This is a genomic window from Bifidobacterium sp. W8112 (genome assembly GCF_016101425.1).
Taxonomy (GTDB): domain Bacteria; phylum Actinomycetota; class Actinomycetes; order Actinomycetales; family Bifidobacteriaceae; genus Bombiscardovia; species Bombiscardovia apousia.
On the sequence record NZ_JACFQN010000002.1, the window covers coordinates 499884 to 513198 of the forward strand.

At 61.9% G+C, this 13315-nt stretch carries 10 protein-coding genes and 2 tRNA genes; 2 read left to right on the forward strand and 10 right to left on the reverse strand.

Translation table 11 applies throughout. The features are described from left to right. Positions 1–211: 211 nt before the first annotated feature. From araA to H3T92_RS06270, 9 genes are all read right to left on the reverse strand, one after another. Positions 212–1726: an L-arabinose isomerase gene (gene araA / locus H3T92_RS06230; protein ID WP_198189606.1), complete on the reverse strand. Its 1515-nt coding sequence runs from the start codon at positions 1724–1726 to the stop codon at positions 212–214. A gap of 31 nt (positions 1727–1757) precedes the next feature. After that, entirely contained in the window at positions 1758–2450 is a 693-nt protein-coding gene (locus H3T92_RS06235; RefSeq protein WP_198189607.1) for an L-ribulose-5-phosphate 4-epimerase, read from the reverse strand. Between the two features lie 64 nt (positions 2451–2514). Further along, positions 2515–4128 carry a xylulokinase gene (locus H3T92_RS06240; RefSeq protein ID WP_198189608.1) on the reverse strand — a complete coding sequence of 538 codons (1614 nt, stop codon included), beginning with the start codon at positions 4126–4128 and terminating at the stop codon, positions 2515–2517. Between the two features lie 102 nt (positions 4129–4230). Then, entirely contained in the window at positions 4231–5352 is a 1122-nt protein-coding gene (locus H3T92_RS06245; protein WP_232341919.1) for a LacI family DNA-binding transcriptional regulator, read from the reverse strand. A 49-nt stretch (positions 5353–5401) separates the two neighbouring features. After that, positions 5402–6109 (reverse strand): ribonuclease HII, encoded by a 708-nt coding sequence (locus H3T92_RS06250; protein ID WP_198189609.1) that lies wholly within the window; start codon positions 6107–6109, stop codon positions 5402–5404. Positions 6110–6116: 7 nt separating this feature from the next. Continuing rightward, on the reverse strand, positions 6117–6881 hold the full coding sequence (gene lepB / locus H3T92_RS06255; protein WP_198189610.1) for a signal peptidase I: 765 nt from the start codon (positions 6879–6881) through the stop codon (positions 6117–6119). 145 nt (positions 6882–7026) lie between these two features. Then, on the reverse strand, positions 7027–7398 hold the full coding sequence (rplS, locus tag H3T92_RS06260; RefSeq protein WP_024627419.1) for a 50S ribosomal protein L19: 372 nt from the start codon (positions 7396–7398) through the stop codon (positions 7027–7029). 222 nt (positions 7399–7620) lie between these two features. Continuing rightward, positions 7621–9318, reverse strand: coding sequence for a glucose-6-phosphate isomerase (gene pgi / locus H3T92_RS06265; RefSeq protein ID WP_024627418.1), 1698 nt, complete (start codon positions 9316–9318; stop codon positions 7621–7623). 129 nt (positions 9319–9447) lie between these two features. Beyond that, positions 9448–10572, reverse strand: a complete 1125-nt coding sequence (locus tag H3T92_RS06270; protein ID WP_198189611.1) for a mannose-1-phosphate guanylyltransferase — start codon at positions 10570–10572, stop codon at positions 9448–9450. 122 nt (positions 10573–10694) lie between these two features. Here H3T92_RS06270 and H3T92_RS06275 point away from each other — a divergent pair. After that, positions 10695–10767 (forward strand) — tRNA-Thr (locus H3T92_RS06275). Between the two features lie 41 nt (positions 10768–10808). Beyond that, positions 10809–10889: transfer RNA gene (locus H3T92_RS06280), tRNA-Leu, on the forward strand. Between the two features lie 53 nt (positions 10890–10942). Here the strand turns inward: H3T92_RS06280 and H3T92_RS08240 are convergent. Next, positions 10943–12757 carry a hypothetical protein gene (locus H3T92_RS08240; protein WP_232341918.1) on the reverse strand — a complete coding sequence of 605 codons (1815 nt, stop codon included), beginning with the start codon at positions 12755–12757 and terminating at the stop codon, positions 10943–10945. Positions 12758–13315: the final 558 nt, after the last annotated feature.

Sequence of the window (13315 nt, forward strand, 5' to 3'; positions counted from 1 at the left end):
GATGGCCAGGCACATCTTCGCCTCCCCAACCGATCACTTCCCCGACTCAGGGGGGTGGGCAATATGTCAACTTTGGGACATGCCACTGTTCCCATTGCCTAATCATCACTGTACCGACAAAGTAGGGACAACGCAAACCGACAAGCCGAATGTCAAAGGCCCCGCCACATGTGCAGTGGCAGGGCCTTGCAACCTTTTCTGAAACAGGCGATCAGTGCCGGTTGTCCAGCCGATGGTAGAGCTCGGCGGCTCGCAGATCGGCCTCAAAACGGCGCGGTTCGGTGTTCTCGTCGATGACAGCGAGCTCCACGCCGGCCATCCGGGCGAAGTCCTCCCAGGCTTCGCGACCCACGGTGGTGGTCATGCAGGTATGGTGGGCCGCGCCGGCGCGCAGCCAGCACTCAGCCGAGACCTTGAGCGAGGGCCGGGGCTTCCAGAGGGCACGTGCCACAGGCAGCTGGGCCAGGGACCCGCCGGGCTCGACCACATCCACCACGTTCATGACCAGGCGGAAGCGTTCGCGTACATCCGCCAGGGAGACCACCACAGCATCGGTGCAGGGGGTGGCCGTGAAGACCAGACGCACCGGATCCTCCCTGTCGCCGATGGACAGGGGGTGGATCTCCAGGCGGGGCCGCCCCTCGGTCAGCAGCGTGGGCGAGACCTCCAGCATGTGGGCGCCCATGATCTCCTCATGGCCAGGCACGAAGTTGTAGGAGTAGTCCTCCATGAGCGAGCAGCCGCCCTTGAGCCCGTAGCCCATGACGTTGCCGATCCGGATCAGAACGGAGGTCTTCCAGTCACCCTCTGCCGAGAATCCGTACCCATCAGCCATCAGCCGCTGGGCTCCCACGCCGGGTAGCTGACGCAGGCCACCCAGATCCTGGAAGTTGTCAACAGCGGCAGTGGCGCCCACCTCTTCCATCATGGCCCGCATGCCGAGTTCCTCACGAGCGGCCACCACCAGGGAGTCGTACCGGGAGTCCAGAAGTTCGGGAGCCACCTCATAGCTGCGCTTGTAGTCCTCGATCAGATCCTTGACCTGAACGTCGGTGACGGCATTCACATGCTCGACCAGCTCGTTGACCGGCCAGGTGTTGACAGAGACGCCGAAGACCCGCTCAGCCTCGGTCTTGTCGCCCTCGGTGACGGCAACGTCGCGCATGTTGTCGCCCCAGCGGCAGACCTTCATGTTGTTGGCGGCATCCCAGCCGGCGCAGGCGCGTGCCCAGACGCCGATCTTGTCGGCAACCTCGGGGTCGGTGTAATGGCCGACCACGATCTTGCGCGGAATTCCCAGCCTGGTCAGGATGTAGCCGAACTCACGGTCGCCGTGAGCCGACTGGTTCAGGTTCATGAAGTCCATGTCGATGGTGTCCCAGGGGATCTCCACATGGTGCTGAGTGTTCAGCTGCAGGAGCGGCTTGCGCAGCTTCTCCAGACCCCTGATCCACATCTTGGCCGGGCTGAAGGTGTGCATCCAGGCCACCACGCCGATGCAGGCCGGGTTCGACGAGGCATCGACCATGAAGTTCAGGATGGAATCCGAATCCTTCAGCGTGGGCTTCAAGACCAGCTTGACCGGGATCCGACCCGAGTCATTGAGGGACTTGGCGATGTCCGCCGCTTGGACGCCCACCTGGCGCAGGGTCTCCTCGCCGTAGAGGTCCTGCGAACCAACGGCGAACCAAAGCTCCTTGCCCTCGAAGGGATTTTTCATGCTCATACTTCTTGCTCCTTTGCTTATGCTTTCCAGCTCAGTGCTGGCCGTAGACGTGCTGGTACCGGTCGTTGAGCTTGGCTATGTCGGCCGGATCAATGGGTTTGGGCGTGCCGATCTGTTCAGCTGCCCAGACCGTGTGGGCCACCTCCTCGGTCATGGCCGCCGCCTTGACCGCTGCCTCGGCATCGGCTCCCACAGTGAAGGGCCCATGGTTGCGCATGAGCACAGCTGGGCAGCCCGGGTGATCCTTGAGGGTGTCAACCACGCCCTTGCCGATGGCCTCGGAGCCAATCAGCTCGAAGGGGCCCACCGGCACGGGGCCGCCGAACTCGTCGCCCATCATGGTCAGCACGCAGGGAATGTCCCTGCCGGTGGCCGCCCAGGCGGTGGCATAGGTGGAATGGGTGTGAACCACGCCGTAGACCTCGGGCATGTGCCGGTAGATATAGGCGTGGGATAGCGTGTCCGAAGAGGGAGCCTCGGTACCGTCAACCACATTGCCATCCAGATCGGTGACCACCATGGAGCCAGGGGTCAGATGCTCATAACGCACCCCCGAGGGCTTGATGACCATCAGATCGGCAGAGTGCAGGCGCTGCGAGACGTTGCCTGCCGTCCAGACCACCAGATTCCACCTGGTCAGCTGCGCATGCAAGGTGGCCACCTGCTCACGCACCAGTTTCACCTCGTCGCGCACCTCGGGCGAATAATCAGCCAAGGACACCATCTGCAACTCCTTTTCCCGGCCTGATCCTGCTGATCCGGCCGCTTGACGTTTTCAGCTCCGGGCCTCATCCCTGTAGGGGGATGGTCTTCACGGCCGCCTGCTCGATGGGCAGGCCCTTGGTGAAGCGGTCGAAGAAGGTTCTGAAGCCCTTCACATCAGCCGGATCCGGCTGCTCTGTTGTGGACTGGACACCCGCAAAGACATTGGCATCCAGGTAGTCGGCCAGGGTCTGGTCGGCATGGCCCAGATAGTCGGCCAGGACGGCCATGCCCCAGGCGCCCCCTTCCACAGCGGTGGACATGACCTTGATGGGGGCATTGAAGGCGGCGGCCAGGATCCGCTGGGCTACCTTGGGCGTGGCGAAAATGCCGCCATGCCCGACCATGGTGTCCACCTGGACATGCTCCTGGCGGGTCATCACATCCATGCCGATGGTGACCGGCGAGAAGGCCGAAAAGAGCTGGGCACGCATGAAGTTGGCCAGGGTCATTCGTCCCTCGGGGCCGCGGGCAAAGACGGGCCGGCCCTCCTCCAGTCCAGCCAGGAATTCCCCGGAATAGAAGCAGTAGTTGATCAACCCGCCGGCGTCCTTATCTCCCTGGAGCGCCTGGTTGAACAGGGTGGCATAGAGCGCATTCCCCTTCAGGTCCAGACCGGCGGCCTTGGCGAAGTCGCCGAACAGTCCCACCCAGGCGTTCAGGTCCGAGGTAAAGTTGTTGGCATGGCTCATGCCGGCCGGATCCCCAGCCGGTGTGGTGACCGGATCCACCTCGGGGTGGAAGTCACGCAGGGGATGCTCCAGAACCACCATGGCGAAGATGGATGTGCCCGCAGACACATTGCCGGTGCGGGGGCGAACTGCGTTGGTCGCCACCATGCCGGTTCCCGCGTCGCCCTCGGGCGGAGCCATGGGCACGCCGGGCTGCAGCTGACCACTGGGATCGAGCAAGGCGGCCCCTTCTGCGGTCAGTGCCCCCGCATCGCTGCCGGCGGTCAATGGCTCGGGCAGTAGGTCGTGAATGTCCCAGGGCTGGGCCTGGACTCGGGGTAGTCGGGAGAAGATGCCCAGCAGGCCCTGGTCGAACTCCTTGCGGGAGGAATCAATGGGGAACATGCCCGAAGCATCGCCGATGCCGATGACCTTGCGACCGGAGAGCCTCCAGTGCATGTAGCCAGCCAGGGTGGTGATGTAAGCCACCTTGGGCACATGCTCTTCGCCGTTCAGAATGGCCTGGTAGAGGTGGGCGATGGACCAGCGCTCGGGAATATTGATCCTGAAGGCCTGCGACAACTCCTCATGGGCCTGGCGGGTGTTGGTGTTGCGCCAGGTGCGGAAAGGCACCAGCAGCTGGCCATCCTTGTCGAAGGCCAGGTAGCCGTGCATCATGGCCGAGATCCCCATGGCGCCGATCTTGGTCAGCGTCACCCCGTACTGGCGACGGACATCCTCGGCCATGGCCGCATAGGCCGCCTGCAGACCCTGGTGGATCTGGTCCATGGAGTAGGTCCAGAGGCCGTCCTCCAACCGGTTCTCCCACTCAACATCCCCGGTGGCCAGTGTCCGGTAGTCATGGTCGATCAGCACAGCCTTAATGCGGGTGGAGCCGAATTCGATGCCCAGACTGGTCGCGCCCTCCTTTAATTCGCTCACGATGACGCCTTGTTCGCCAACAACCATGTCTGCTCCTTTGCCTGATATGTTAACGCTCACATAGTCTGGTTCCGATTGTAACTGAGTCCAGAGCATCAGGCAAGCTCACGGGATGCGGGCCGCCAGTGGTCAGAGGCGCTTGATTGCGTAGCCCAGGGACCGACGCTGAATCACGTCCGCCTGGATCAGTCCCACGCCGTGATGGGTGACCGGGAAATCCACCGGCTGCCCTTGGTGAAGCAGGGCCAGGACCTGCCGCATGGTGGCCACCCCCAGATCCTCAAAGCGGGGACGGACCGTGGCCAGCGGCGGAAACATGTTGTCTACCGTAGGCACGTCGTCGAAGCCCACCAGACTGATGTCACTGGGAATGCGGATGCCATGCTCCTTCAGGGACCGGGCCACGCCCACGGCCTGGTTGTCGTTGGCGGTGACCACGGCCGAGGGCAGGGAGGTGCCGCTCATGCCCCGCTGATCGATCAGGTGGTTCATCAGCGTGTAGGACTCCCCCGCCTCCCAGCTGCGGGCGTGGACCACGGCCGTTCGTATGCGGCAGCGGGCGCAGGCCACCTTCCAGGAGGCCAGTCGGGTGGCTGCATCCCGCCACTGCGCAGGTCCGGCCATATAGAGCACTCGCCTGTGGCCCCGAGAGACCAGCAGCCGGGCCAGGCGCTGCACGGCACCCCACTGGTCGATTCCGGTCAGGGCTATCTGACCGTCGCCGCGTCGGCGGCTCAAAGCCTCTTCGACGCTGGTGATGCCATGAGTGGAAGTGACGATGACCCGAGGCTGGCTCACTTCAACCTGGCAGGCGGCCTGGAACATGGTGTCAGTGGGCGTCAAAAAGATGAAGGCATCCACATTCTGCTCCAGGAAGGTGCCGCAGAGTTCCTGGAATCCGGCAAGGGTGCAGGCTGACTCGTCCACCATCATGACCGACATGAACAGCCCATGGGAACGAGCCACGGTCTCGATGGCCGTGATTGACGAAACAGGCCCGAAGAGACTGACACCGCCGGCCACCAGTCCGATGGTCCGGCTACGGCTGGATGCCAGGGCCCGCGCAGAGTTGCTGGGTCGGTAGCCCAGCTTCCTGATGGCCTGCTGGACCTTGATCCGCGTTGCCGGCGAGACGTCCTTGGAATTATTGATGACCCTGGACACGGTCTGGTGGGAAACCCCGGCCAGCCGGGCAACCTCGAACATGGAGGGGCGCTTGGACCGTGACCTGCCCCCGCTGCCTGCGGGCATGTGACCTTCTTCCGATAGCCGTACGATAGCCGTGTCAACCGTTCCGATATTAGCCCCTGCCGGGATCGGATGAAGGCAAATGCCAGCTGACCCGGTGCAGACGGCTGGGCCCCAGACGGCGAATGGCCTCCAGATGCGCAGGCGACCCATAGCCCTTGTTGTGCTCCCACTGGTATGGGGCCAGGGCAGGATCGGAGGCAGCCAGCCGAACCATGAGCTGGTCACGGGTGACCTTGGCGATGACTGCTGCGCAGGCCACACTGGCACAGTGGGCATCACCCTTGACCTGGGTGGAAACCTCGGGCAGAACCGGGAGGTCGGGGGCGTCAAAGCTGTCGGCGGCCGGGGTGATGTAGTCATGGGGACCGTCGAGGATGGCAGCCAGATTGCAGTCTGCCCCCAGGTTCATCCCATGCTCCAACTCGGCCAGTGCACGCAGGGCAGCGATGCCCAGGGCGTGGACGATGCCCCACTGATCGATCTCATGATTGGAGCAGGCCCCCACCGCCCAGCCGGCAGCCCAGTCCTCCAAGTCACGGTACATGGCCAGCCGACGCGCAGGGGTCAGCATCTTGGAATCCGCCACCCCGTCAGGGACCTTCAAATGGGGCAGGTCAGCGGAACGGACCGCCACCACGCCGACCATGGCCGGACCCGCCAGGGCTCCGCGGCCGACCTCATCCAGCCCCAGCACATACTCGGCTCCCTGATCAGCCAAGGCAGCCTCAGTGGCCAGGGTCGGCAGAATCCGCCTCACAGCCGGTTCAGTCCTGCGTCGGCTCGGGCACAGCGTCGAAGACCTTGTGCTGGTTGTTGAGCAGCTTCCAGCTGCCCACCGGGTAGTAGGTCAGCAGTGCAGTGCCCTTGATGTTGTCCATGGGGACCAGGCCATTGTGGCCGTCATCCTTGTGCAGACGGGAATCGGCGGAGTTGGAACGGTTGTCGCCCATGACGAAGACGTACCCAGGGTCCACCTTGACCTTGAAGGCAAAGGAGCTGGGCTCCACTCCTGGGTGCAGGTAGGAGCTCTCGTCCAAGGCGACGCCGTTGACGGTGACTGGGGCGCCATGACCCTTGCAGGCCACCGTGTCGCCGGGCATGCCGATCAGGCGCTTTACCAGGTGACTGCCGCGGAAGCTCGGAGTGGACTCTTCGCCTAGCCAGTTAGCAGGGTCAGTAAAGACCACCACATCCCCTCGACGGGGGGCCATCATGGACCTGGTCAGCCGGTGAGTGGTCAGGATTCTGTCTCCGACACCAAGGGTGTTCTCCATGGAGCCGGAGGGGATGACGTAGATGCTGAACAAAAATATACGCAGGACGGCGACGACAGCCAAGAGAGTAACCAGCTCAAACAGAAACTCAGGCAGGAAACCGCGTTCGCCCAGACGCGGGTGGCTGCCCTTGGTGGAGCCGCGTCCGCCAGGGCGGTCAAAGGCATGGCGGGGCGGCACCGGGGCTGAGGTGGCCTGTCTGCCGTCCGGATACCAAAGTCCCGACGAGGACGCTTCCTCATCCCGAAAGGCCATATCCACTCCTTGTCATCCACCGGCACCCGCCCGCAAACAGATTCCGCATGACTCATAGCGTACACACCCAAGCATGGAAAAACCCGGGAGCATTACATCCCGGGTGTTAGCGGCCAGGCCTGGGCTGGGTCGCCCTGGCTGAATCCTACTTGTTGGACTCGGCCTTGTTGTCGCGACGCTCGACAATGCGGGCGGCCTTGCCGTGCAGACCACGCAGGTAGTAGAGCTTGGCGCGGCGGACACGGCCGTGGCGCAGCACCTTGATGGAATCAATCTGCGGGGAGTGCAGAGGGAAGCGACGCTCGACGCCCACGCCGAAGCTGACCTTGCGCACCAGGATGGTCTCGCGCACGCCGGAGCCCTGACGAGCGATCACCACGCCCGTGAAAGCCTGGATACGAGAGTTGTTGCCCTCAGTGATGTTGACGTTGACCTCGACGGTATCGCCGGGGCGGAAGTCTGGGATCTGCTCCGCAGGCTTCATGTGGCTGGCGTCAAATTCCTGAATCGCGTTCATGCTGTTCCTCCATGGCCGCCGCACATCGACCCATGACATGGACCGCAACCACCAAAGGAGGCGATCCTGGATGGAACCCGACGGTCTGCCGTCGGGGGTGCCGATCCGCCGGAGCATCCGGCTGGACCTGAAAGGAAGGGAGCCCATGCGGCAGCTGCCCTTCCGGCAAACAACTGTCCAATAATATACCACCAACCGGACCCGCTGGGGCCCGGCATGACATCAGCGGCGGTGTGCCCTGTAGAAGGCGATCAGGGACTTGGTGGACTGGTCCTGCTCGGCCAGCGCCTGGTCATCCCGGGAGATGGCCGGGGTGATCTCGCGGGCCAGCTTCTTGCCCAGCTCAACACCCCACTGGTCGAAGGAATCAATGCCCCAGACCGTGCCCTCGGTCAGCGTGATGTGCTCGTAGAGGGCGATCAGCTCGCCCAGAGCGGCCGGAGTCAGCGCATCGCCGAAGATAGAGGTGGTGGGCCGGTTGCCGGTGAAGACCCGGGCCGGAACGATGGCCTCCGGAGTGCCCTCGGCGCGGACCTCATCGGCGGTCTTGCCGAAGGCCAATGCCTTGGTCTGGGCCAGGAAGTTGGCCAGGAAGAGCTCATGGACGTCCTGGTCCCCGTCCTTGGCTGGATTGGGGGTGTTGGCGAAGGCGATGAAGTCAGCGGGGATCAGGCGGGTGCCCTGGTGGATCAGCTGATAGAAGGCGTGCTGGCCGTTGGTGCCAGGCTCCCCCCAGAAGATTTCGCCGGTCAGGCTGGTCACCGGCGTGCCGTCCCAACGCACGGACTTGCCGTTGGACTCCATGGTCAGCTGCTGCAGGTAGGCCGGGAAGCGGTGCAGATACTGGTCATAGGGCAGCACGGCGTGCGAGTGGGCGCCGAAGAAGTTGACATACCAGACGTTGAGCAGGCCCATCAGAGCAACTACGTTTCGATCCAGGGGGGTGGCGCGGAAGTAGCGGTCGACAGTGTTGAAGCCCTTGAGGAACTCCTCGAAGCGCTCGGGACCGATGGTGATGGCCAGGGAGGTGCCCACGGCGGAATCCACCGAGTACCGGCCGCCGACCCAGTTCCAGAAGCCGAAGACGTTGTCCGGATCGATGCCAAAGTCGCGCACCTTGTCCAGGGCGGTCGAAACGGCGATGAAGTGCCGACGGATGGCCTCGGCCGAGAGGTCCTCGCCGTCCTTGGACAGCAGGCCACGCTCCCCCAGGCTCTTCAGGAGCCAGGCGCGGGCCTGGCGGGCGTTGGTCAGGGTCTCCAGGGTGGTGAAGGTCTTGGAGACGATGATGAAGAGCGTGGTCTCCGGATCCAGATCGCGCGTCTTCTCAGCCAGGTCGTTGGGGTCGATATTGGAGATGTAGCGGGCGCTGATGCCGGCATCCGCGTAGGGCTTCAAGGCCTCGTAAGCCATGACCGGACCAAGGTCGGAGCCGCCGATGCCGATGTTGACCACGGTGGTGATCCGCTTGCCGGTCAGACCGGTCCAGCTGCCCGAGCGGACCTGGTCGGCAAAGGCATAGATGCGCTTGAGGGTGTCGCGGACGTCGCCGACAACATCCTGGCCGTCCACGATCAGCCGGCCGCGATCCTCCTCGGGACGGCGCAGGGCTGTGTGCAGGACGGCCCTGTCCTCGGTGTTGTTGATGTGCTCGCCGTTGAACATGGCCTCGATCCGCTCCTCAAGGCCGACCTCGCGGCCCAGCTGGGCCAGCAGTGACAGGGTCTCGGGCTGAATCAGGTTCTTGGACAGATCGATATAGAGATCGCCCAGCTCGAAGCTGAGCTTTTCGGTGCGCTGCGGGTCCTTGGCGAACCATGCGCGCAGATCGATCCCTTGGCGCTGCATGTCGTCGAAGTGCTGGTGCAAGGCCGCCCAGGCCTTGGTGCTGGTAGCGTCCACTGGAGGATTGATGGCCATGGTTGTTCGGGTCCTTTCATGAGGTGATGCCCGGTCTACCGAGCACCCGGTTCTGTACCCCAAACTACTCACAAAAGCAGACAGAAGACAACAAAATCAGTCAATCTTCTGAGCACAGCCGAATCACTTTCAGAGTATGTCGTCACAGCCGTACTGGGCCAGCTTGGCCACCATGTCCTTGACTTCCTGACTGCGGGCCCTAGGAGCCACCAGGAGAGCATCGGGAGTGTCGACGACGATCATGTCATCCACACCCAGAAGAGCAACCGTGCGTTCCGAACCGGGCACGACCATGTCTCCGGCTGAATCCAAATACATGACCCGGTCGGCATCCCCAAGGATCTTGATGTTGCGCCTGTTGGACGATGGCAGCAGGCCCGCCACTGAATTGAAATCGCCGATGTCATCCCAATCGAAGCCACCTGGAACAACCGCAACGCCGCCGGCCGCCGATAGGGGCTCGGCTACGGCATAGTCGAAGGCGATCTTCTCGATGCCCGGCCAGTACTCCTCCATGGCCTGGCTGCGGGCTTGCCCGCCCTGATCCCAGACCTGGGCAATGGCCATGATCGCGGCGTGGAGCTCAGGCTTGTAACGACGCAGGCAGTCCAGGAGCACCTGCGCTTGCATGACGAACATGCCGGCATTCCAGCGATACTCTCCTGTTGACAGGTAGGCCTGTGCCGTAGAGGCATCCGGCTTCTCGACGAATTCGCTGACCAGGCGGGCATCAGGGGCCCCGGGAATGCGATCGGCCAGGGAAGGGCCTTGGTGGATGTAGCCGAAGGCGGTGGAGGGACGGGAGGCGGCGATGCCGATGGTGGTCACATACCCCGCTCGGGCCGCTGCCACCGCCTGCCCCACTGAGGCCGCAAACGCCTTGTCGTCTCGGATGACGTGGTCAGCGGCGAAGGAGCCCACGATGATTTCCCCGCCGTGCCGCTGGGCCAGTACAGCAGTAGCCAGGGCAATGGCCGCCGTGGAATCGCGAGGAACAGGCTCGGCGAAGAGCGCGTCCTCAGCCAGATCAGGAAGCTGCTGACGCACCTGATCCACATGCCGCTGGCCAGTGGAGACGACCACATGATCGGTCCCGCAGATGCCAGCCAGCCGGTCAAAGGTGCCTTGGATCATTGTTCTGCCTGACCCCAACAGATCGTAGAGGAACTTGGGCCGGTTCTGTCGGCTCAATGGCCAGAGCCGGGTACCCACGCCACCGGCCGGAATGACGGCATAGAAATCATTGAGATCCATGCCCTCCATTGTGTCAAGAAGCTTGTACACCCTTGGCCCGAAGCTCAAGGCGTTTTTATCGCGCGCATCCAGTATGATGTAGCATGTTGTCTTCTTCCGGCAGGTCCGGACGGGAGGCGAAGGCCACTTTAGCTCAGTTGGCAGAGCGTCTCACTCGTAATGAGAAGGTCGACAGTTCGATTCTGTCAAGTGGCTCTTCCACCAGCTGCCCTTTTCAACGGCAGGGCATGTCGTACGCGCGAGTGGCGTAATGGTAGCCGCGCAGGATTTAGGTTCCTGTGTCTTCGGACGTGTGGGTTCGAGTCCCATCTCGCGCACAGGTATTAAGAACAGGGCCCGCAAGAACAGGCCCTGTCTGATGCTGCCGTGGTCAGTGCCGGCTTTCCTGCTTGTTTCTCAGACAGGCCACAAAGCCGACCAGGCCCAACGCCATAAGCGACAGGATCCTGAGCACCGAAAGCGGCCATCCACCGGTCAGAGGCAAAGCCGAGTTGGAAGGACGGAACTCCAGCTCATGCGACACCGGGGCCGACTGGTTCCCGCCCTGGAACCTGCCTTGGGCATCAGGGCCCTCGGCATCGTCGGAAAGTACCTGAGCTGTAAACTCACCCTGGTTGACACCCTCAGGCGGAGTCGCCTGCCATGAACCCTGGTCCCCCACAATGACATCGGTGCTGTTGTTGCCATTTCCAGGCCAGGTTATCCGGACAGCGGTCCCCTTGGTCTCGGGAACCTTCCTGTCCCCGTCCACGTACTTGTAGGCTTTGCCAGCCACCTGGAAGACGTCGTACCGCTCCAAGACCAGTGTGGTGGACGTCATGTCGACCTTGCGCTCGATGAATGCCGGATTCGATCGGAGGTTCATCGGGTTGATCATCTCAACCTGGAAGGTATAGGTCTGCGTCTCGTCGCTGCCGTTGTAGCCAGCGAACTTGTCAGCAGGAATATCCAGCGACCAGGACCAGGTGGAATCCGCCGTCTTGGTCAAGCCCAGCGTAAGACCTGTCGCGGAATCCGCGACGGAAGACACAGTGCTGACCGCCGCATCCCTCTGGAAGGTGTTGGCCGAGGTGGTCACCAGGGGCGTCCAGTCCGAGTCAGCATTCTGCTTCATGGAAACAGCCATCCTGGAATCCGTCATCCCCAGCCCTCCCGAGGACCAGGCCGTATACACAGGCGACACCTCACCCTTGAATGTGACCACCGAATCCGCCGGGAGACTCCCGTTTACCGTGTGGGGCACGGTGACCGAGAACTTGCTGGCATCCGGGACGTTTTCTCCCGAAACGAAATAAGCCGTGCCAATATTCGAGAAGTAGGAGGTCAGGCCGAACCCGGAGACAGACTCAGTCACCCAGGCATGGTAACGCCTGTAGCCGCTGTACTTGTTGCCAGAATCCGGCGACGGATACAGCTTGTTCCTGTCCTGTATCCGCCAGGAACCCCCTTGTTTGCTGCCAGTGTCGACCTCACACACGGTCTCGCCCAGCCTGAACCCCCACGTGTCCGTCCCTTTCACCAGGTCATCGCCATTCGTGCCCTGCCCCTCCACAATGGGATTATTGGGATCCTCGCCGTAGAGAACGACCTTGTTGGGGCGCGCGGCATCCTTGGAGGGCATGCACTCACCACTGATTACCGGCTCAAGCTTGGTCGTATACACGCTTCCAGAAGCATCCAAACCGGCATCAGCATCGTTTTCGATCTTGGTGATCGTAGGATCATCAGGACGAGGCACGTCATACTTATAGAAAGCGGTATTGATAGTCCACCCCGCAGAGATATTCGTATCCTTCTCCACGGTGGACATACCATCGTTTATCCCTACAAGACCAGCGCTCTTGGGGTCGTACACTTCAGGGCTGACGGTGCAAGCGCTGCCATCCCGGTTCGTGGTGACAGGCCAGGTGACCATCTTGAAGTAACCGTCAAGATCCTGCTTCTCCTTGGCCTCCTTGAAATCAATCCCGCCATCATCCTTCTGAGCAGGCATAGGATTGCCATCCTTGTCAGTGGCAAAAAGCACGTTGGGATTGTCGAGATATTGAGGATCCTTCGGACTCACGTTGAAAGCGGAATACTTACTGACTTGGGCCGCCTTGCTGGTCGTGGTAGTCGCCGTATTGGGAGACGGCTGCTGGCCTGTCACCAGGACCGGCTCAGGGGTCAGCTCATTGACAGGCACCCACTCGCTATCCTTCAGAGCCACCCACTGGTAATAATAGGAATTGGTCTCAGAACATATGCCATCAGGATTGTCATTTGTACTGCCACGCGGATTCAGCCAGTACACGAAGAACGACCGTGCCGGAGCTGTTCCCGGAGCAGTACCGGCGATTGGCCCAGTAACATTGCTCTTATAATCAGGAAAACCGTAATCCGTCACCATGCCCCAATTAGCCTGATTGTTTTGGTAGAGATTTGGATTGTAGTCCCAACCGACCCAGGAATACGGGCCACTGCACTTCATATCCTCTTTGCTGTCCAAGCAGTAACCCATATACACTTTCATCTGTTTATCCTGGGACATGCTCGCTGTGATATTTGAATATCTATCCTGAGCCTGTAAATCACTCATGGAAGCCGGATCAAAGCTTGTGCAGTTATTGGTAGTCCAGGACCAGGAAGAATTGCCGCAAGACAGGGCGGTATTCTGGTCACCAACGATGGCAAAGACATTCAAGGGCTCAGGGTGACCGCCAACCGCAAATTTTGCGGGATCTGGAGACTTATCCTTAATGTT

Excerpts from the sequence above, each read along its gene's own strand:
- araA (WP_198189606.1), bottom strand. The coding sequence starts at position 1,726 with ATGAGCATGAAAAATCCCTTCGAGGGCAAGGAGCTTTGGTTCGCCGTT.
- H3T92_RS06235 (WP_198189607.1), bottom strand. The coding sequence starts at position 2,450 with ATGGTGTCCTTGGCTGATTATTCGCCCGAGGTGCGCGACGAGGTGAAA.
- H3T92_RS06240 (WP_198189608.1), bottom strand. The coding sequence starts at position 4,128 with ATGGTTGTTGGCGAACAAGGCGTCATCGTGAGCGAATTAAAGGAGGGC.
- H3T92_RS06245 (WP_232341919.1), bottom strand. The coding sequence starts at position 5,352 with ATGCCCGCAGGCAGCGGGGGCAGGTCACGGTCCAAGCGCCCCTCCATG.
- lepB (WP_198189610.1), bottom strand. The coding sequence starts at position 6,881 with ATGGCCTTTCGGGATGAGGAAGCGTCCTCGTCGGGACTTTGGTATCCG.
- rplS (WP_024627419.1), bottom strand. The coding sequence starts at position 7,398 with ATGAACGCGATTCAGGAATTTGACGCCAGCCACATGAAGCCTGCGGAG.
- pgi (WP_024627418.1), bottom strand. The coding sequence starts at position 9,318 with ATGGCCATCAATCCTCCAGTGGACGCTACCAGCACCAAGGCCTGGGCG.
- H3T92_RS06270 (WP_198189611.1), bottom strand. The coding sequence starts at position 10,572 with ATGGATCTCAATGATTTCTATGCCGTCATTCCGGCCGGTGGCGTGGGT.